This is a genomic window from Shinella sp. AETb1-6 (genome assembly GCF_009826875.1).
Taxonomy (GTDB): domain Bacteria; phylum Pseudomonadota; class Alphaproteobacteria; order Rhizobiales; family Rhizobiaceae; genus Shinella; species Shinella sumterensis.
In genome coordinates, this window is record NZ_WUMM01000010.1 from 21,448 (window position 1) to 40,929 (window position 19,482).

Here is a 19,482-nt window from a genome sequence, read left to right on the forward strand (position 1 = left end):
GAGCCTAGCGGAAAATTGCGGCGCCAGTCAGAACGACTGGCCGATGCCGGCGTAGACCCCGAAGGACGTTCCGCCCTCATATTTCTTGAGCGGCACCGCGACATCGAGCCGGAGCGGCCCGAACGGCGTCGCGTAGCGCAGGCCGATACCGGCACCGGCGCGGATATCCTTGAAATCGGGAACCTCGTCCGTCGAGACGGTGCCGACATCGATGAACGGCACGACGCCGATGGTTTCGGTGACGCCGATGCGCACCTCCGCCGAGCCCGCCACATAGGAGCGCCCGCCGAGCAGCTTGTTGTCGGCATTGCGGGGCGAAATCTCCTGATAGCCGTAGCCGCGCACCGTGCCGCCGCCGCCCAGGAAGAAGCGGCGCGTCGCCGGGATATCCGCAAGCTCGTCGCCGCCGATGATCGTGCCCGCAGAAAGCTTGCCGGCCAGCACGAAGCGCTCCTCCGCGCCCAGCGCCTGATAACCGGTGATGGCGCCTTCGAAACTGGAGAAGAACGTTTTGTTATAGGTCTCGTAGCTCGGCTTCGCATTGATCAGGAAGCGGTAGCCTTCCGTCGGGTTCAGCTTGTCGTTGCGGGTATCGCGCACATACTCGATCGGCAGGCTCACCGTCAGATATTTGTTCTTGCCGAACACGTCCTCGATATTGCTCCACGCCACCTCGCCGCCGGCGCTCACCGTGTCGCGGTCGGAAAGCTCGACGCTCACCCCCGCCGCCGCCGTCGTGGTGAAGGCCTTGTAGGCGTCGGGATCGACGATCGCCGCCTTGAGGCTGGCGTTGAAGGTGGTTGCCGGGCCGAAGGCCCCGGGCTTGGAAAAGAGGATGGCCGTCGAGTAGTCCAAATCGCCGATGTCGGACTCGCCGATGCGATTGACCGAACCCTCGATACGCAGCGATTCCGCCTGGCCGAACAGGTTGCGATGCCCCCAGTACCCCTGCAGGCCGAAACCGTCCGTATTCGAATATTGCGCACCGACGCCGAAATAGCGGTGCTTGCCTTCGGAGACCTCGATGGTCATTGGCAGCGAACCATCCGGCGCGAGCTGGCTGGCCTCGCGGATCGTCACGCTGGAGAAAACACCGAGCGTGCGCAGCCGCTCTGCAGCCTTGTTGAGCGCCTCGGGCGAATAGGGCTGGCCGGCATTGATGCGCGAATAGCGCTGCACGAAGCCCGCATCGACCGTTTTCGTGCCCGTTACGCCCACCTCGCCGACCGGTGCGACCGGACCGCCCTCCGCCGCGATGACAACATCCACCGTGCGGGTCTTGTGATCGGCGGTCGCGTTTCTCTCCACAAGCTTGGCCAGCGGCCGGCCCTCGGCCTTGAGATCGACGACGACCTTCTCGCCGGCCTTCAGGATGACGGTGGAATCCGCACGCGCACCGGCCACGAGGCCGTAATCCGCAGGATTGAACCTGTCGGCATCGCCGGAAAAGGCGACATCGCCGAATGTGAAGACGGGCCCCGGATCGACACGGATCGTCACCGGAATGGCGGCGCGGTCGTTGAACTCAGGATTGGGCGGCAGCGAATCGAGATCCTGCCCGTTGACGGTGACATTCACCACGCCGCCATAGCGGGCGTTCTCGTAGAGGGCGGCGAGGATGCGGTCACGGTCGTCGCGCGCCTTGATGACGAGGCCAAGGTCGCCGGACACCGGCTGGCCCTCGTCCTGCTTGAGCCGCGTCGTGTTCTCGATGGCTTCCTTGAGATCGCTGTCATCCGTGCCTGGATCGAGCGTCAGCGTATAATTGACGGGATCGATGACAGCCGCAGCCTCTTCGTCACTTTCGAAGAACTTCATCCCGAAAAGCTTGAACGCCATGGCAGGACGGACGGAAACGGGCGCGCAGGCCAGCGCCGCAGCGACCGCGAGTGCGGTGCCAGCCTTCAGAAACGCAAAACTCTTTTCCGGCCGGTTCACTTTATCCCGCATCCGCAGCTATCCGTCGCCTTTTCCTCGAAGTGCGGCATGCGCATCAGCTTCCGACACAGACCAGGCGCGCTCCGATTCATTCGGAGCATTTAGGCAAGAAAAGACCCTAACGCGTTAGGTTTTCCGTAATGTTAACGCCGGTTCTACACGCAGGCACCGCGGATTTGAAGCGCAGAACGTGATTTTGTGCCTTTTCCGGACAAGCAAAAGCCCCGGGGGATGCCCCGGGGCTTCGCAAAAGTTGCATCTGTCTGATATCAGTAACCGGACGGGCAACGGTCGATGTAACGGCGGCCGTAACGGTCACGGTAGTAGCACTGACCGGGCTGCTCGGACACGCTGCCGATGACAGCGCCGGAAACGCCACCAATGGCCGCGCCAACGGCAGCACCGCGGACGTTACCGGTGACGGCGCCACCGATGATCGCGCCGGAGACGGCGCCGATACCCGCACCCTTTTCCGTCTGCGTGCAGCTGGCGACAGCAAGGCCGACCAGGACGAGCGCAATGACTTTCTTCATGAAGGTGTTCTCCAAAGTTGAGTTGCGTCCCGGTTTTCCAGGTCCGAACTATCCCCTTCTGTTGAGCCAACATACGCGCCCGCCTCACGACGGGCATGTCTGTTCAGAGATGAAAATATACCGCGAAACGGGGAAGTCTATGGTGGCGAACTATTTTTTTAGACTCCGAATAAATATGCCTGCGATTCCGTTTATTACGCCCTCGTTCGGCCATCGCCGCATTGCGATGAAAAAGCTGAAACTGGTTCGATGAAACGAAGGGTTCAGCCCGTTCCTTTTTTCGTGCAGACTTGACATGCATCAACAGGAAGTGGCCTTTGGGGACCTAACATACATTGGAATGGTTCAAAGGTGGCGCCGATTTGCCGCAGCGGAATGCGTTGCAGCGCAACGGCGCCTGGTATAGCCGGATGAACGACCGTCAATGACGATAATGCCCGGGACGATGCCGGGCTGGAGACTCTGGATGGACTTCGAGACTTTCTTCAAGAACGAGCTGGACAGCCTGCATCAGGAAGGCCGCTACCGCGTCTTCGCCGACCTCGAGCGCCAGAAGGGCAGCTTTCCGAAGGCCACCCGCTATACGGCCGAAGGCCCGACGGATGTCACCGTCTGGTGTTCCAACGATTATCTCGGCATGGGCCAGAACCCGAAGGTGACCGAGGCGATGAAGCTCGCCATCGACCAGTGTGGCGCCGGTGCCGGCGGCACCCGCAACATCTCCGGCACCAACCACTACCATGTGCTGCTCGAACAGGAGCTTGCCGACCTGCATGGCAAGGAAGCGGCCCTGCTCTTCACCTCGGGCTACGTGTCCAACTGGGCCGCCCTCGGTACGCTCTGTTCCAAGATCCCCGGCCTCATCTGTTTCTCCGATGCCGGGAACCATGCGTCGATGATCGAGGGCATTCGCCACTCCAAGTGCGAGCGCGTGATCTGGAAGCACAATGACCTGAAGGACCTCGAAGCAAAGCTTGCGGCGGCCGACCCGAAGGCGCCGAAGCTGATCGCCTTCGAATCCGTCTACTCGATGGATGGCGACATCGCGCCCATCAAGGAAATCTGCGACCTCGCCGACAAGTACGGCGCGATGACCTATCTCGACGAAGTGCATGCCGTCGGCATGTACGGCCCGCGCGGCGGCGGCATTGCCGAACGCGACGGCCTGATGGATCGCCTCACCGTCATCGAGGGTACGCTTGCCAAGGCCTTCGGCGTGATGGGCGGCTATATCGCCGCCTCGACCGCACTGTGCGATTTCGTACGCTCCTTCGCGTCCGGCTTCATTTTCACCACGTCGCTGCCGCCGTCGCTCGCCGCCGGTGCGCTCGCCTCGATCCGCCACCTCAAGGAAAGCCAGATCGAACGTTTCGGCCATCAGGACCGCGTTCGCAAGCTGCGCGCCGCGCTCGATCGCGCCGGCATTCCGCACATGCCCAATCCGAGCCATATCGTGCCCGTGATGGTGGGCGATGCGTCCAAGTGCAAATGGATTTCGGACCTGCTGCTCGACAATTTCGGCATCTATGTCCAGCCGATCAACTACCCGACCGTGCCGCGCAAGACGGAACGCCTGCGCATCACGCCGACGCCGCTGCACACGGATGCCGATATCGAGCACCTCGTCGGCGCGCTGCATTCGCTGTGGTCGCGTTGCGCGCTGGCCCGCGCCGTCGCCTGATAAAGGCGACCCAGATTTATCGGATGAGCCCGGCAGCCACCTGCCGGGCTTCTTCGTCTGCGGCGAAGACATCGTCCATGGACGACGCCGGCGGAAGATGCGCCAGCTTGTCCATCACCTGCTCGGCGATGTCGGCCATCGACAGGAAGCCGATGCGCCCGCCAACGAAGGCGTGGAACGCCACCTCCTCCGCCGCATTCATGATCGCGCCCTGAAGCCCGCCACGCGTGAGCGCCGTGCGCGCCAGCCTAAGCGCCGGAAACCGCGTCTCGTCAGGCGCTTCGAAATCGAGGCGGGACAGCCTGGCGAAATCCAGCCGCTCGACATCGAGCGGTGAGCGCTGCGGATAGGTCAGCGCATAGCCGATTGCCGTGCGCATGTCGGGCGCACCGAGCTGCGCCAGCACCGATCCGTCGACATAACCCACCATCGAATGAATGATCGATTGCGGATGCACCACCACCTCGATCTGGTCCGGCCGCACATCGAAGAGATGTTTCGCCTCGATCATCTCCAGCGCCTTGTTGAACATGGACGCGCTGCCGATGGAAATCTTGAGGCCCATGGACCAGTTGGGATGCGCGCGCGCGATATCGGCCGTGACACCCGCCATCTGCTCGCGGCTCCAGGTGCGGAACGGGCCGCCGGAGGCCGTCAGCACGATGCGCTCCACCGCATGGCGCTGGTCGTCCTCCAGCGCCTGGAAGATCGCGCTGTGTTCGCTGTCGACGGGGATGAGCCGCCCGCCGCCCTCCGAGACGGCCTGAACGAAGAGGTCGCCCGCCGAAACGAGGCACTCCTTGTTGGCGAGCGCGATATCGGCGCCGCGCTTTGCCGCAGCCAGTGTCGGCGCAAGGCCCGCCGTGCCGACGATCGCCGCCATCACCCAGTCCGCATCGCCCGACGCCGCCTCCAGAAGCGCCGCGCGCCCGGCCGCAACCGCAATCCCGCTGCCGGCAAGCGCATCCTTGAGCGCGCCGTAGCGGTTCTCGTCAGCCGTCACGGCCAGTCGCGCCCCGCATTCCCTGGCCTGCGCGGCAAGCAGGTCGACATTGCCGTTGCCGGTGACGGCCAGAACGTCGAAACGGTCGCGACCGCCGAGCTGCCGCAGCACGTCCAGCGTGCTGGTGCCAATCGAGCCGGTAGAGCCGAGAATGGTGATGCGTCGCTTTTGCCGCGCGTCGAGAGCCATGAGGGGGATCCGCAGTTTTCTTCTTGTCAGAAGAGGCTCTACAGGCGAAAGACGCCTGCAACAAGTCATGGAAATGCTGTAAAGCAAAGGCTTGGGCGGACTTATGACACCCGCCGCTTGACCTTTTCGCCCGGACGGCCATAACGTCCCCGCAAACGGTCTGCCGCCCTGGACGCGATTGGAGAAACCTGTGCACCGACGCCTGAGAGTATGGACCCTCGCTTGCCTTGCCATTCTGGCGGCAGCTCCGGCCTGTGCCGACGAGCCGGTCCCCGGTGGTCTCGGTGGAACGTGGCTCGCCGAGGACATCGCCGGCAACGGCGTGATCGACAATCTCCAGACGACGCTGGAGATCAAGCCGGACGGCTCCTATGGCGGCAATGGCGGCTGTAACACCTATCGCGGCAAGCTGAAGGTGCAGAACGGCAACATCGCCTTCGCGCCGGCCGCAGCCACCCGCAAGATGTGCGCGCCCGCCATCATGGATCAGGAGCAGAAGTTCTTCGACGCGCTTGGCACCGTCACGTCGTGGAAGCTCGAAAACGGCATCCTGCACCTCACCGCCAAGGAAGGCGCGCCGGCGATTCGCCTCGCTGCGATGAAGAACAACACCGACATCGTCATCCGCCTGCCCGGCCCGGAGCAGAGCGTGGCGCGCGAGACCATCAGCTACCAGTGTGACGACGACCTGCGGATCGTCGTGGAATATATCAATGTCGGCGACAATTCGCTGGCCGTGATCCGCCGCGGCGAGGAAACGTTCATCGCATCCAACGTGATGGCGGCATCGGGCGCGAAATATGCCGGCGGCCAGTTCGAATGGTGGACGAAGGGCGACGAAGCGACGCTCTACGACCTGACGAAGGGCGAAAACGCCCCCGGCGTCATCTGCCGCAAGACCGGCTGACGGACGGAAGGAAGAGCGCCATGCCCACGTTCCAGGTCGGACAGAAAGTCGTCTGCATCAACGACCGCTTCAAGAACGTCTCGATCGATCAGGGCATCCGCAAGGGGCAGGTCTATACGGTGCGCTGGGCCGGCCACTACAGGCACTATGTCGATGGCGACTTCTACGGCATCAAGCTGATGGAACTGTACCGCGGCAAGGATGATGGCCCGGAGGGCTACGGCGCCGTCGACATGCCCTTCCGCGCCAGCCGGTTCCGTCCGCTGGTCTCCGACCGCATCCGCAACATGCTCGGCATGAAGGCCCCGCAGCCGAAGACGGTCGTCGCCAAACCCTCCATCGTGCCCGCCATACGCCCCAAGCCACGCGTCGTCACGCCGGAGCGTGAAAAGGAAGACGTCTGATCTTTCGGGAAATGGTGATCCCGCCGCGATTCGAACGCGGGACCCCCAGATTAGGAATCTGGTGCTCTATCCTGCTGAGCTACGGGACCACTGACTGCACCCATACAAAAGCCTTGGCGTGAAGCCAAGCGATTTTCGGTGGATCGAAGACGCGTTCGCTTTCGTCAGGCGGCGAGGCGGCTTTCCGCGAGCTTGACCCAGTAGGTCACGCCATGGGGAATGGCGTCGTCGTTGAAGTCGTAGGCGGGATGGTGCAATCCGGCCGTATCGCCGTTGCCGACGAAGATGAAGGCGCCGGGGCGGGACAGTAGCATGTAGGAGAAATCCTCGCCGCCCATCATCGGCGCGATCGCGGGTTCGACCGACGCGTCGCCGGCGATCTCGCGCGCCACGGCCACCGCATGGCCGGCCTCCTCCGCATGATTGACCGTAACCGGATAGTTACGGTGGTAATTCACGACGATCTCCGCACCGTGGGCAGCGGCAAGGCCGGCGCAGATCTGCCGGATGCGGGCTTCGGCCCCCTCGCGCATATCGGGGCTCAGCGTACGCACGGTGCCCGCGAGCTGTGCGGTTTCAGGGATCACGTTGTGGGCAAAGCCCGCATTGAACTTCGTCACGGACACGACGAGCGAATCGACGGGATCGGCGACGCGCGACACGATGGTCTGCAGCGCCGTCACGACCTGCGCGCCGATGACGATGGGATCGACGGTCTTGTGCGGCAGCGCCGCATGGCCGCCGCGTCCCTTCACCGCGATGGTGAACTCATCGGTCGCCGCCATGATGGGGCCCGGGCGCGTCCCGAAAGCGCCGACCGGCATGCCGGGCAGGTTGTGCATGCCGTAGACCTCGGCGATGCCGAAGCGCTCCATCATGCCGTCCTTGACCATTTCGTTGCCGCCGCCGCCGCCCTCTTCCGCCGGCTGGAAGATCACCGCGACGCTGCCGGTGAAGTTTCGGGTTTCGGCGAGATATTTGGCCGCCCCCAGCAGCATGGCGGTGTGGCCGTCATGGCCGCAGGCATGCATCTTGCCCCTGACGGTCGAGGCCCAGGGCTTGCCGGTCGCTTCCTCGATGGGCAGCGCGTCCATATCGGCGCGAAGGCCGATGGTGCGCCCCGCGCCGGCAGGCGCGCCCTTACCACGGATGATGCCGACGACGCCCGTCCGGCCGATGCCGGTCACGACCTCGTCGACGCCGAATTCGCGCAGTTTTTCGGCCACGAAGGCCGCCGTCTTCTCCACCGCGAAGAGCAGTTCCGGTTCCCGGTGCAGGTGCCGGCGCCATCCGGCGATTTCATCCTGCATTTCTGCGGCACGGTTCAGAATCGGCATGCAACACGTCCTGTCATTTCGGCCTGAAATTCGGCCATCGGCTCTCGATGGCTTTGCCATCACGGTGCCATATAGGTTAAATAGGGCGACGGTTCGAGACAACTCCCGATTTCGAGGACAGATCTTTGCAGATGAACGGACGTACGACGCGCATGGGCGCGCGCCTTCTGGGCTCCGCCCTGTTGCTTGCAGCCACCTTCTCCGCAACGGCGACCATGGCCGGCCCGCGCATGCTGGTGGATGTCAACACGCTCCAGGTCATCGAACACGAGGATGCCTTCCAACGCTGGTATCCGGCCTCGCTCACCAAGCTCATGACCGCCTATACGGTTTTCCGCGCCGTCAAGGCGGGCGAGATCACGCTGGACAGCCCGGTCACGATGAGCAAGCACGCCGCCGCCGAACCGCCGAGCAAGATGTATTTCAAGCCGGGCCAACGGATGACGCTGGACAGTGCGTTGAAGATCATCCTCGTCAAGTCCGCCAATGATGTGTCCGTCGCCATCGCCGAATCGATTTCCGGGTCCGAACCGGCCTTCGTCGAGCGCATGAACGCCGAGGCCAGGCGCATCGGCATGAGTTCCTCGCGCTTCATCAATCCGAACGGCCTGCCCGGCAAGGGCCAGTACACGACCGCCCGTGACCTCGCGGTGCTCGCCGTCACGCTGAAGCGGGAATTCCCGCAATACGCTTCCTACTTCGCGCTGGAAGGCTTCACGACGGGCAAGAAGCAATATCCCAATTTCAACATGCTGATTGGCCGCTTCGATGGCGCGGATGGCATGAAGACCGGCTTCATCTGCGCCTCGGGCTTCAACCAGGTTTCGTCCGCCACGCGCAATGGCCGCAGCGTCGTTTCGGTCGTGCTCGGCTCCGAAAGCCTCGGCGCGCGCGCCGACATCTCCGCCGGCATGCTGCAGAAGGGCCTGACGGGGCGCCCCGGCAATGTTCCCACGCTCGGCCAGCTGAGACCCTACGGTGAAACGCGCGACGTCGTCGCCGACATCTCGCAGGAAATCTGCTCCAAGCACGCCGCCAAGGTTCGCAGCGAAGGCCGCGACGAGGCCGGACGCCAGAAACTGGCTTCGCCCTACATTCACGAGCTGGACCGCCCTCTGCGGTTCGTTTTCGCCGGCCTCCTGGGAGGCGGCGATACGGCCAAGCCCGACGGTGTCGAGACGGTCGCGTCCAATGGCGTGGGCGATATCGCCAATGTCCCCGTCCCCATCCCGCGCCCCACCTTCTGATTGGCCCATAGTTTCTGAACTGGAGCGACCATGACCATCGCTGAACGGCGGGTGCCGGTTTCCGTGCTGACCGGCTTCCTGGGCGCCGGCAAGACGACCCTGCTCAACCGCCTGCTGAAGGATCCCGCGCTCACCGATACGGCCGTCATCATCAACGAGTTCGGCGAGGTCGGCATCGACCATCTGCTGGTCGAGCAATCGGGCGACGGCATCATCGAGCTTTCGGACGGATGCCTGTGCTGCACCATCCGCGGCGAGCTGGTCGATACGCTGGCCGATCTGATGGATCGCATGCAGACGGGCAAGATCCAGCCGCTGAAACGGGTCGTGATCGAGACGACGGGCCTCGCCGATCCCGCACCTGTGCTGCAGGCCGTGATGGGCAATCCTGTCCTCTCGCAATCCTTCAGCCTTGATGGCGTGATCACCGTCGTCGATGCCGTCAATGGCCTTTCGACGCTTGCCAACCATCCGGAAGCCGTCAAGCAGGTGGCCGTGGCCGACCGTGTGCTGATCAGCAAGGCCTCGCTTGCCGACACGGCGACGCTCGACGCCGTGCGCCGGGAAATCGCCGCGCTCAATCCGCGCGCAGCCGTATCCGACGTCGATGCTCCCGGCCTGGCCAGCCCTGACCTGTTGGCCAATGGCCTCTACGACCCCGGCAGCAAGATCCCGGACGTCCGCCGCTGGCTGCATGACGAGGCGCACGACCACCATCATCATCATGCGCATGATCATCACCACCATGAGCATTGCGACCACGGTTGCGATCATGGGCACCACCACGACCACGGCCACCAGCACGCCCATGACGTCACGCGCCATGACGCGACGATCCGCTCGTTCAGCATCGTGCACGACCGCCCGATCGATCCGATGGCGCTGGAAATGTTCATCGATCTCCTGCGCTCCGCCCATGGCGAAAATCTGCTGCGCATGAAGGGCATCGTGCTGATGGAAAACAGCCCGGAACGGCCCCTGGTGCTGCATGGCGTGCAGAGCGTGTTCCACCCGCCCGAGCGGCTGCCCGCCTGGCCGGAGGGCGCCGAGCGCCGCACGCGCCTGGTGCTGATCACGAAGGATCTGCCGGAGGCTTTCGTACGCGACCTCTTCGACGCCTTCACCGGCACGCCGAAGATCGACCGCCCGGACCGCGCCGCCCTTGCCGACAACCCGCTCGCCATTCCCGGCCTGAAGCTCTAGCAGCGGTCTCGAAGGCCGGAGCAGGGCGGCCAAGCCGCCCTGCCGATGCCCTAGGCTTTCAAGCGCATCATGGCATTCTCCAAAGGCAGCCCTTCCGGACGGACGGATAATCCAAGCGCGCCAGGGCTCAGGTCTTCTTGCGGATCAGGAAGCGGTGACCGTTCTCGACGCGCTCGCTTGCCTCAAGCGCATGGCCGTCCTCGTTGCAGAAATGCGGAATGTCGATGACGGCGAGCGGATCCGTCGTCTCGACCCAGAGGGCTGCGCCGCCGCGCATGGTCGACAGCCGCTTGCGGGCTTTCATGACCGGAAGCGGGCATTTCAGGCCACGCAGGTCATAGACCTCGGCGTCGTCCTGCGCCGCGATGTCGGTCATTTCTGCCAGAACTTCCAGAACGGCTTTTTCTGCGTCTGCTCGACCACCTGCTGGCCCGCTTCGCCGCCGGCGACAGGAAGGGTGGCCACGGCGTCCGTCTCTTGCGCGACAGCCGCGGTCCTTGCGGTCTTGCCGGCCTCTCCAGAGCCCTGATCGGCCTGAAGAGCAGCGCTTTCGTTGACGACCGGCTGGACCTGCTGGGCTTCGCGCAGCTCGCTATCCTGGCTGAAGAGCTTCCAGAAGGGCTTCTTTTCCTTCTTCTCGACGGCAGAGGCGATCCCCGGATTGTGTTCCGGAACCGGCAGGGAGCCTACGCCCCTCGCCTGCTTTTCCGCCTTGGTGGCGGCGACGTCGGCGGCGAAATCGGCGGCCGCCTTGTTCTTGGCTTCCTCGGCTTCGCGCACCGCACGTTCGGCAGCCTCGACCTTGCGCCGCTCGGCCTCTTCGGCCTTGCGCTTCTGTTCGGCGATCTCGCGCTCGGTCATCAGCTTGCCGGCATCGAGAGAATTGCCCGTCGGCGCATAAGCCAGCTCGCGGCCCTTGCGCTGATCGGCCACGATGGCCTTCCGCTGGGCCTCCGACGGCTCGATCCAGACGGTGCCGGCATATTTGCTCATCGCCTTGGCATAGGCGGTCGCATAGGTCTTGTTGTAGCTCGCAAGCGCCGTTTGGAGCGCACCGGGCGTGCTCATCGCTGGGCAGGAACCGGTCGGCGAAAAGGGCTTGTCGGCCTGCTGGTTGAAGACATATTTGCCTTCGCAGACATTCACCTCTGGCGGACGCTTCGTCACCTCGAAATGGTCATAGCCGACCTTCAGCATCTTCCAGAATTCGATATTGGGATTGTCGCGATGACGCGCCATGTTCTCGGCCGTCATGCGAAACGGAAACGCCTGGAGCTGAACGGACTTCTGTCCGCCGTCGAAGGCATCGCGCGCGAAGGCGAAAATCTCCAGCATCTGCTCGTCGGTCATCGAGTAGCAGCCCGACGAAGAGCATGCGCCATGGATCATGAGGTTGGTGCCGCTCGCCTTGTTGGCGCGGTCATAGGTATTCGGGAAGCCCGTGTTGATTGCCAGGAAATAGCTCGAATTCGGATTCATGTTCGCGCGTGAGAGCGGGTAGAATCCTTCCGGCGCCTGGCGGTCGCCTTCCTTCATCTTCGGGCCGAGCTTGCCGGACCAGGCGCAGATCTTGTAGTTGCGCACCAGCTGGAAACGGTTGGTGCGGTCGGCCTTCCAAAGTTCGAGCCGGCCCTCTTCCTTGAAGATGCGCAGCATGATGGGCGAGGAACGGTCGATCTTCATCGACGCGAGCTTGCTCACGATGGACGGCGACAGCTGATAGCTGGTCTTGGACGAGACCTTGGAGATGTCCACATCGACCTTGTCGAAGGAATCGAGGGTCTCGTTGGTGCATCCCGCGGCAGCCACGGCGAGAAATGAAACAGCGGCGAGAACAGACAGGCGCATGCAGGGGTCCGTGAGCTATCGTCAGATCGCAAGCCGTCGTACCGGCAGGGCGGGACGGACTGTCGTTACCGGCTTATACTTCATAAATGCTTAACCGGGAATTCCTTCGCGCAGCCGAACGCCGGCTGCAACCGTTTCAGACACAAGGAATATGGCCGAGATGCGGCAAAGGCGGCGCGGGCGCCGCCCCGATCAGAGCTGCCGGCCGATATTGAGGTAGCGCTGGCGGCGGTCCTTGCGCAGCTGGTCGCCCGTCTTTGCCGAGAGATCCTTCAGCGAGGAGGCGATCACGTCGCCCGTGCGGGCGATGACGGCCTGCGGATCGCGGTGCGCGCCGCCCATCGGCTCGGGGATGATGCCGTCGATGATGCCGAAGGCCTTCAGGTCTTCGGCCGTGATCTTCATGTTGCTCGCCGCTTCCTTGGCGCGGGTCGAATCGCGCCACAGGATCGAGGCCGCACCTTCCGGCGAAATGACGCTGTAGATCGCATGCTCCAGCATGTAGACACGGTCGCCGGTGGCGATCGCGATGGCGCCGCCCGAACCGCCCTCGCCCAGCACGACCGAGACGATCGGCACGCGGACGTTGAGGCACATCTCCGTCGAGCGGGCGATGGCTTCCGCCTGACCGCGCTCTTCCGCGCCGATGCCCGGATAGGCGCCGGCGGTGTCGATGAGCGTGATGACCGGCAGGCCGAAACGGTCGGCCATTTCCATGACGCGGATGGCCTTGCGGTAGCCTTCCGGGCGCGCGCTGCCGAAATTGTGCTTCAGGCGCGACTTGGTGTCGTTGCCCTTTTCCTGGCCGATGACGGCGACGGCCTCGCCGCGAAAGCGGCCGAGGCCCGCCAGGATCGCCTCGTCTTCGGCGAACTTCCGGTCGCCGGCAAGCGGGGTGAACTCTTCGAACAGCTGGGCAGCATAATCGACGAAATGCGGACGCTGCGGGTGGCGTGCGACCTGCGTCTTCTGCCAGGGCGTCAGCTTGGCGTAGATATCGGCCATGGCCTCGCGGGCGCGGATTTCCAGCCGACCGATTTCGTCGCTCGTGTCGATGCTCTCATCTTCTTCGGCGAGCTTGCGCAGCTCGTGGATCTTGCCTTCGAGATCCGAGATGGGCTTTTCGAAATCGAGGTAATTGTGCATGAGATGCGTTTCCGATCGTTTGCTCAAACCGCGCCAGGCTGCCGTCGGCCAGAGGGCCAGTCGCCAGCGATGGGGGTCCTAATCCGTTTTTTTCGCCTGTTTGGCAAGAGGGTGATGGTTTTGAACGAGCGCGTGCAGCCGTTCTTCCAGCACATGCGTATAGATTTGTGTCGTCGAAATGTCCTGATGGCCCAGCAGTTCCTGCACGGCGCGCAGGTCCGCGCCGTTCTGAAGCAGATGGCTGGCAAAAGCATGGCGAAGCACATGCGGCGACAGCGTCGCGGCACGTATGCCCGCCCGTCCGGCCAGTGCCTTCAGATCGCGCGCGAAGACCTGCCGGGGCAGATGCCCCTCCTTGCTCTGCGCCGGAAACAGGAAATCGCCCGTCGCCGGATCGTCGCCGATCTCGGCCGCCAGCGCCTCGCCATAGGCCTCCATCGCGGTGACGGCGGCGCGCGACAGCGGCACCAGCCGCTCCTTGTTGCCCTTGCCCTTCACCACGAGGAACCGCCCGGTTTGCGCCAGCACGCTGCCCGGCAGGGAGACGAGCTCGCTGACACGCATGCCCGTGGCATAGAGCAGTTCGACGAGCAGATGCATGCGCCGCTTCAGGAGGAGATTGCCGCCCGGCTCGCCTGCTTCCGTCTCGGCCTGCGTGATGAGACGCGTGACATCGTCGACGGACAGCGTCTTGGGCAGCGAACGCGCCTTCTTCGGCGCATCGAGGATGGCGGTGGGATCGTCGCCGCGCAGCCCCTCGCCGTAGAGAAACTTGAAGAACTGCCGCAACGCCGAAAGCCGCCGCGCCTGCGAAGACGCTGCAAAGCCCTGCTTGGCGAGATGGCCGAGATAGGCGCGCAGGTCGTCCGGCGCCGCGTCCGTCAGGCGCACGCCGCGCGCATTGAGGAACGATTTCACGTCTTCCAGATCGCGCTCGTAGGATTGCAGCGTGTTCGTCGCGGCCCCGCGCTCGGCGCTCATCATTTCGAGGAAGGATTCGACCTGAAGCGCTGACAGATCCCTCATTGCGGTGGATTGACCCGTTCGGACGGGATCCGGATCGTGACCTCGCGCTCACTGGGCTCGACGAAGGTCACCAGCGCCACCATGATCCCGTAGATCGATCCGGCGATCACGGCGCAGATGAACAGGAATCGGAACAGGGTGGGCATGGCGGTCTCCGGGGCAACGCCCTCTATATCGCCCCGCCCTGCCGCCAGTGCAAGGGATGGATGGTCACGCAGGCTTGACGCTTCCGGCGCTTTGTCGATACGGAAAGGGACGAAAACCCGGAAAACGCAATGACCGAGCTGATCGAACAGCCCCCCCTTACGCTTGCCGCAGAGGCCCGTGCCGCCCTCGGCAAACGCAACCTCGTGCTGATCGGCCTTATGGGCGCCGGCAAGTCGGCCATCGGGCGCATGAGCGCGCAGGCGCTCGGTATTCCCTTCGTCGATTCCGATCACGAGATCGAGCGCGTTTCGCGCATGTCGATCCCCGACCTGTTCGCCACCTATGGCGAGGCCGAGTTCCGCGCGCTCGAGACCCGCGTCATCAAGCGGCTCCTGCGCTCGGGACCGCGCGTCGTCTCCACCGGCGGCGGAGCCTATATCAACGAGAATACGCGCCGTCACATCAAGCGCGGCGGGCTGACCGTCTGGTTGAAGGCCGATCTCGACGTGCTGTGGGAGCGGGTCAGCAAGCGCGACACCCGCCCGCTGCTGAAGACGGAAAATCCGCGCCAGACGCTCGAAAACCTCATGAACGCCCGCTATCCGATCTATGCGGAAGCCGAGGTTACGGTCATTTCGCGGGATGTGAGAAAAGAAACCATGGTGGACGAGGTGCTTGCCGCGATCGCCGCCACCCGCAAGATATGACGAGATAGCCATGACCGTTTCAGCTACCGCGCGCCGTACCGTGCGGGTCGACCTCGGCGACCGCTCCTACGATATCCTCATCGGCCCGGGATTGATCGCCGCCGCGGGACGCGAGATCGCGCTTCGCCTGAAGGGCCGCAAGATCGCCGTCATCACCGACGAACACGTCGCCCCGCTCTATCTCGACGGCTTCATGGCGGCCCTCAAGGCCGAAGGCATCGACGCCGTCTCGCTGGTGCTGCCCGCCGGCGAGAAGACCAAGAGCTTCGAACATCTCATCAGCGTCTGCGACAGCGTGCTGGCCGCGCGCATCGAGCGCAACGACGCGGTCGTGGCGCTCGGCGGCGGCGTGATCGGCGACCTCACCGGCTTTGCCGCCGGCATCGTGCGCCGCGGCTCGCGCTTCATCCAGGTCCCGACGTCGCTTCTGGCACAGGTCGATTCCTCCGTCGGCGGCAAGACCGGCATCAACTCCCCGCACGGCAAGAATCTGATCGGCGTCTTCCATCAGCCCGACCTCGTGCTCGCCGATACCGACGTGCTCGATACGCTCTCGCCCCGCGAATTCCGCGCCGGCTATGCCGAAGTCGCCAAATACGGCCTCATCGACAAGCCGGACTTCTTCGCCTGGCTCGAAGGGAACTGGCAGGCCGTCTTTGCCGGCGGCGAGGCCCGTATCGAAGCGATCGCCACGAGCTGCCAGGCGAAAGCCGACGTGGTCGCGGCCGACGAACGGGAAAACGGCCAGCGCGCGCTGCTCAATCTCGGCCACACCTTCGGCCACGCGCTGGAGGCGGCGACACGCTACGACAGCGCCCGCCTCGTCCATGGTGAAGGCGTGTCCATCGGCATGGTGCTGGCGCACCAGTTTTCCGCCCGCATGAACCTGTGCAGCCCCGACGACGGCAAGCGCGTCGAGGCGCATCTGCGCGCGGTCGGCCTTCCCACCACCATGGGCGAAATTCCCGGTAGCCTGCCGCCGGCGGAGGTTCTCATGGACGCCATCGCGCAGGACAAGAAGGTCAAGGCCGGCAAGCTCACCTTCATCCTCACGCGCGGCGTCGGCCAGTCCTTCGTCGCCGATGACGTGCCGCAATCCGAAGTCATCGCCTTCCTCAAGGAAAAGCTGCCGACATGAACAGCGAAACGCCCGTCGCGCTCGCTCCCTTCTCCTGGCCGGTGATCGTCGTTGTCCTCGGCTTCATCCTTCTCGTCATCCTGCTGTTCCGGTGGCGCAACCATCAGGATGCGCGCGAGGCGGAGGGCGAACGCCGCCAGGGCGACGGCGCGCCGGCAAGGCCCGACCGGGAAAGGCTCCTGAGCGCGCTCGATCTCGATTCGCTCGAAGTGTCCGACATCATGATCCACCGCACGACCATGCGCGGGCTCGATGCCGGCGATCCTCCGGAAGAAGTCGTCAGGGCCGTGCTGGAAAGCCCGTATACGCGCATGCCGCTCTGGTCCGGTTCGGTCGACAACATCGTGGGCGTCGTGCACGCCAAGGACCTCCTGCGCGCGCTGGCCGAGCCGGGCATCGAGCCGAAGAACCTCGATATCACCAAGGTCGCGCAGAAACCGTGGTTCGTACCGGACACGACGACGCTGAAGGAACAGCTCACCGCCTTCCTGCGCCGCAAGGAGCATTTCGCCACCGTCGTGGACGAGTACGGCGAGGTGCAGGGCCTCGTCACGCTTCAGGATATTTTGAAGGTCATCGTCGGGGACCTCTCCGATGAAAAGGATGTCGACGTCCAGGGCGTGCGGCGCGAAGCCGATGGCTCGCTGGTCGTCGATGGCAGCGTCCCGATCCGCGACCTCAACCGTGCCTTCGGCTGGAACCTGCCGGATGAGGAAGCAACGACGATTGCCGGCCTCGTCATCCACGAATCGAAGTCCATTCCAAAGGAACGGCAGGCCTTCACCTTCTACGGCAAGCGGTTCATCGTCATGAAGCGGGTGAAGAACCGCGTGACCCGACTGCGCATCCGCCCGGCCGACGCTGATCAGCCCGCGGCCTGACCTACCAGCGCGTCGGCTCTCCCGGCGCCGCAGCCTCGACGGCCAGGGCATGTAAACCAGCCTCGAACTCCGCCGCCACGAGATCGTTGATCGCCCTGTGGCGTGCCACGCGGCCCATGCCGGCAAACGCGGCCGAGACGATTCGCACGCGCATATGCGTCTCGCCCTCGCCGTCATGGCCATGGTGGCCGGCATGCAGATGGCTCTCGTTGATGACCTCGAGGCGTTCGGGCGAAAAGGCCGCTTCGAGCTTCCCGGCGATACTGGATTTTACGGACATTGGAGAACCTTGGCGTTGGAAAAGGCGCTTGTCGCAACGCAACAAAATAGTTTCACAAAGCCAGCAACAATCCGCTTTGTCAATTCTTGTTGCGGGCCCACTGCAACCCCATAATGAGCGCCATGAAACTCGATTCCAAATACTTCGACCGCATTCGCACGAAGCGGCGCGTGGAGCGTCCGGAACGCTCCGCGCCGATCTGTCAGTGGGACGGCTGCGAAGAGAATGCCGTGCATCGCGCGCCCGTGGGCCGCAATGCTGAAGGCCAGTATTTCATGTTCTGCTTCGAGCATGTGAAGGAATACAACAAGGGCTACAACTACTTCTCCGGCCTCTCGGACGGCGAGATCGCGCGCTACCAGAAGGAAGCCATCACCGGCCACCGTCCGACCTGGACCATCGGCGTCAACAAGGCGTCCAAGAACGGGCCGGCGCAGGGCAATGTGCGCTCGGGCTCGGCCGGGGCAAATCAGCGCATTCGCGATCCCTTCGGCTTCTTCAACGAGAACAAGGGCCGCCGCCCGCAGATGGAGCCGCGCGCCAGGAAGCTGAAGACGCTGGAGGCCAAGGCTTTCGATACGCTCGGTCTTTCCGCGAATGCGACGAGCGAGGACATCAAGTCGGCCTACAAATCGCTTGTCAAAAAGCATCACCCGGATGCAAATGGCGGTGATAGGGGCTCGGAAGAGCGTTTTCGGGCGGTCATCCAAGCATATCAATTGTTAAAGCAGGCCGGCTTCTGCTAGAGCATTTTGCGGCCGGGCGGATTGACGCCCGGCATCGCATGAATGCGGTCGAAACAGACGAGCATCGCCGGCAACAGACATTGGGTGGAGGAAAGCCCGCCGCCCGCGGAGACGTGATGAGCAAGATGGATCTCGATATTTCCAACCTCCCGGACACCACGGTTTCCGTAAGGGAGGTTTTCGGCATTGATACGGACCTGCGGGTTCCGGCCTATTCCAAGGCGGACGCCTATGTGCCGGACCTCGATCCGGACTACCTGTTCGACCGCGAAACCACGCTGGCAATCCTCGCGGGCTTTGCCCATAACCGCCGCGTCATGGTGTCCGGCTACCACGGCACCGGCAAGTCGACCCATATCGAGCAGGTCGCCGCCCGCCTCAACTGGCCGTGCGTGCGCGTCAACCTCGACAGCCATGTCAGCCGTATCGACCTCGTCGGCAAGGACGCCATCGTCGTCAAGGACGGGCTTCAGGTCACCGAATTCAAGGATGGCATCCTGCCCTGGGCCTACCAGCACAATGTCGCGCTCGTCTTCGACGAATACGATGCCGGCCGCCCGGACGTGATGTTCGTCATCCAGCGCGTTCTGGAGTCTTCGGGCCGCCTGACCCTGCTCGACCAGAGCCGCGTCATCCGCCCGCATCCCGCCTTCCGCCTGTTCGCCACCGCCAACACGGTGGGCCTCGGCGACACGACGGGCCTCTACCACGGCACGCAGCAGATCAACCAGGCGCAGATGGACCGCTGGTCGATCGTCACCACGCTGAACTACCTGCCGCACGACAACGAAGTGAACATCGTCGCCGCCAAGGTGAAGCGCCTTGCCGCAGGAAAGGACGGTCGCGAGACGATCTCGCGCATGGTGCGCGTCGCCGATCTCACCCGTGCGGCCTTCATCAATGGCGACCTGTCGACGGTCATGAGCCCGCGTACCGTCATCACTTGGGCAGAGAATGCCGAAATCTTCGGTGATATCGCCTTCGCCTTCCGCGTCACCTTCCTCAACAAGTGCGACGAACTCGAACGCACGCTGGTTGCCGAACTTTACCAGCGCGCCTTCGGCATCGAGCTGAAGGAGAGTGCGGCCAATATCGTGCTGGAGGCCACGGCCTGAGGCCCG

Annotated in this window: 20 protein-coding genes, 1 tRNA gene and 1 pseudogene; 11 read left to right on the top strand and 11 right to left on the bottom strand. The window is 63.8% G+C overall.

All coding sequences use genetic code 11. From position 1 onward, the window contains the following. Positions 1-27: 27 nt before the first annotated feature. Both GR158_RS17625 and GR158_RS17630 read right to left on the bottom strand, forming a co-directional pair. On the bottom strand, positions 28-1,950 hold the full coding sequence (locus GR158_RS17625) for an autotransporter assembly complex family protein (protein ID WP_160872017.1): 1,923 nt from the start codon (positions 1,948-1,950) through the stop codon (positions 28-30). 257 nt (positions 1,951-2,207) lie between these two features. After that, complete coding sequence (locus GR158_RS17630; RefSeq protein ID WP_064331830.1) at positions 2,208-2,471, bottom strand: YMGG-like glycine zipper-containing protein; 264 nt, start codon at positions 2,469-2,471, stop codon at positions 2,208-2,210. Here GR158_RS17630 and GR158_RS17635 point away from each other — a divergent pair. Further along, positions 2,458-2,724: a hypothetical protein gene (locus tag GR158_RS17635; RefSeq protein WP_160872018.1), complete on the top strand. Its 267-nt coding sequence runs from the start codon at positions 2,458-2,460 to the stop codon at positions 2,722-2,724. The two genes, GR158_RS17630 and GR158_RS17635, sit on opposite strands and share 14 nt — an antisense overlap. Before the next feature lie 213 nt (positions 2,725-2,937). Next, positions 2,938-4,152: a 5-aminolevulinate synthase gene (hemA, locus tag GR158_RS17640; RefSeq protein ID WP_160872019.1), complete on the top strand. Its 1,215-nt coding sequence runs from the start codon at positions 2,938-2,940 to the stop codon at positions 4,150-4,152. Between the two features lie 16 nt (positions 4,153-4,168). On the opposite strand, the gene dxr is transcribed toward hemA, so the two are convergent. Beyond that, the gene (gene dxr, locus GR158_RS17645; protein WP_160872020.1) at positions 4,169-5,344 is read right to left on the bottom strand and encodes a 1-deoxy-D-xylulose-5-phosphate reductoisomerase; all 1,176 of its coding nucleotides are present in this window, start codon (positions 5,342-5,344) and stop codon (positions 4,169-4,171) included. A gap of 190 nt (positions 5,345-5,534) precedes the next feature. On the opposite strand from dxr, the gene GR158_RS17650 reads away from it, so the two are divergent. Continuing rightward, a complete protein-coding gene (locus tag GR158_RS17650) occupies positions 5,535-6,251 on the top strand; it encodes an META domain-containing protein (protein ID WP_134651379.1) in 717 nt (238 codons plus the stop codon). Between the two features lie 20 nt (positions 6,252-6,271). Continuing rightward, a complete protein-coding gene (locus GR158_RS17655; protein ID WP_134651377.1) occupies positions 6,272-6,655 on the top strand; it encodes a CAP-Gly domain protein in 384 nt (127 codons plus the stop codon). Positions 6,656-6,667: 12 nt separating this feature from the next. Here the strand turns inward: GR158_RS17655 and GR158_RS17660 are convergent. Then, positions 6,668-6,744: transfer RNA gene (locus tag GR158_RS17660), tRNA-Arg, on the bottom strand. A gap of 75 nt (positions 6,745-6,819) precedes the next feature. Further along, positions 6,820-7,992, bottom strand: a complete 1,173-nt coding sequence (locus GR158_RS17665; protein WP_160872021.1) for a M20 aminoacylase family protein — start codon at positions 7,990-7,992, stop codon at positions 6,820-6,822. 131 nt (positions 7,993-8,123) lie between these two features. On the opposite strand from GR158_RS17665, the gene GR158_RS17670 reads away from it, so the two are divergent. Both GR158_RS17670 and GR158_RS17675 read left to right on the top strand, forming a co-directional pair. Beyond that, positions 8,124-9,239, top strand: a complete 1,116-nt coding sequence (locus tag GR158_RS17670) for a D-alanyl-D-alanine carboxypeptidase family protein (protein WP_134649416.1) — start codon at positions 8,124-8,126, stop codon at positions 9,237-9,239. A gap of 30 nt (positions 9,240-9,269) precedes the next feature. Continuing rightward, positions 9,270-10,442: a GTP-binding protein gene (locus tag GR158_RS17675; RefSeq protein ID WP_160872022.1), complete on the top strand. Its 1,173-nt coding sequence runs from the start codon at positions 9,270-9,272 to the stop codon at positions 10,440-10,442. Positions 10,443-10,569: 127 nt separating this feature from the next. Here GR158_RS17675 and GR158_RS17680 read toward each other — a convergent pair whose 3' ends face one another. The 5 genes from GR158_RS17680 to GR158_RS25190 all read right to left on the bottom strand — a co-directional run bounded on the left by GR158_RS17680 (position 10,570) and on the right by GR158_RS25190 (position 14,608). Then, positions 10,570-10,818 carry a sulfurtransferase TusA family protein gene (locus GR158_RS17680; protein WP_134649414.1) on the bottom strand — a complete coding sequence of 83 codons (249 nt, stop codon included), beginning with the start codon at positions 10,816-10,818 and terminating at the stop codon, positions 10,570-10,572. After that, on the bottom strand, positions 10,815-12,290 hold the full coding sequence (locus tag GR158_RS17685; protein ID WP_160872023.1) for a murein L,D-transpeptidase family protein: 1,476 nt from the start codon (positions 12,288-12,290) through the stop codon (positions 10,815-10,817). Before GR158_RS17685 ends, GR158_RS17680 begins: the two co-directional genes overlap by 4 nt. Positions 12,291-12,482: 192 nt before the next feature. Beyond that, positions 12,483-13,436, bottom strand: a complete 954-nt coding sequence (locus GR158_RS17690) for an acetyl-CoA carboxylase carboxyltransferase subunit alpha (RefSeq protein ID WP_134649412.1) — start codon at positions 13,434-13,436, stop codon at positions 12,483-12,485. A gap of 78 nt (positions 13,437-13,514) precedes the next feature. Then, positions 13,515-14,462, bottom strand: a complete 948-nt coding sequence (gene xerD, locus GR158_RS17695) for a site-specific tyrosine recombinase XerD (RefSeq protein WP_160872024.1) — start codon at positions 14,460-14,462, stop codon at positions 13,515-13,517. Further along, on the bottom strand, positions 14,459-14,608 hold the full coding sequence (locus GR158_RS25190) for a hypothetical protein (protein WP_134649410.1): 150 nt from the start codon (positions 14,606-14,608) through the stop codon (positions 14,459-14,461). The genes xerD and GR158_RS25190 overlap by 4 nt, the downstream gene beginning before the upstream one ends. A 129-nt stretch (positions 14,609-14,737) precedes the next feature. On the opposite strand from GR158_RS25190, the gene GR158_RS17700 reads away from it, so the two are divergent. The 3 genes and pseudogenes from GR158_RS17700 to GR158_RS17710 form a co-directional block, all read left to right on the top strand. After that, the gene (locus GR158_RS17700) at positions 14,738-15,316 is read left to right on the top strand and encodes a shikimate kinase (protein WP_134649409.1); all 579 of its coding nucleotides are present in this window, start codon (positions 14,738-14,740) and stop codon (positions 15,314-15,316) included. A gap of 10 nt (positions 15,317-15,326) precedes the next feature. Beyond that, on the top strand, positions 15,327-16,454 hold the full coding sequence (gene aroB, locus GR158_RS17705) for a 3-dehydroquinate synthase (protein WP_134649408.1): 1,128 nt from the start codon (positions 15,327-15,329) through the stop codon (positions 16,452-16,454). Then, a pseudogene (locus GR158_RS17710) lies at positions 16,412-17,335 on the top strand (transporter associated domain-containing protein); the annotation flags it as partial. The gene aroB and the pseudogene GR158_RS17710, both read left to right, overlap by 43 nt. A gap of 1 nt (position 17,336) precedes the next feature. Here GR158_RS17710 and GR158_RS17715 read toward each other — a convergent pair. Next, positions 17,337-17,615, bottom strand: coding sequence for a BolA family transcriptional regulator (locus GR158_RS17715; RefSeq protein ID WP_160872026.1), 279 nt, complete (start codon positions 17,613-17,615; stop codon positions 17,337-17,339). A 113-nt stretch (positions 17,616-17,728) separates the two neighbouring features. On the opposite strand from GR158_RS17715, the gene GR158_RS17720 reads away from it, so the two are divergent. Both GR158_RS17720 and cobS read left to right on the top strand, forming a co-directional pair. Then, positions 17,729-18,361, top strand: coding sequence for a DnaJ domain-containing protein (locus GR158_RS17720; protein ID WP_134649405.1), 633 nt, complete (start codon positions 17,729-17,731; stop codon positions 18,359-18,361). A gap of 116 nt (positions 18,362-18,477) precedes the next feature. After that, positions 18,478-19,476 carry a cobaltochelatase subunit CobS gene (gene cobS, locus GR158_RS17725; RefSeq protein ID WP_134649404.1) on the top strand — a complete coding sequence of 333 codons (999 nt, stop codon included), beginning with the start codon at positions 18,478-18,480 and terminating at the stop codon, positions 19,474-19,476. Positions 19,477-19,482 lie beyond the last annotated feature (6 nt).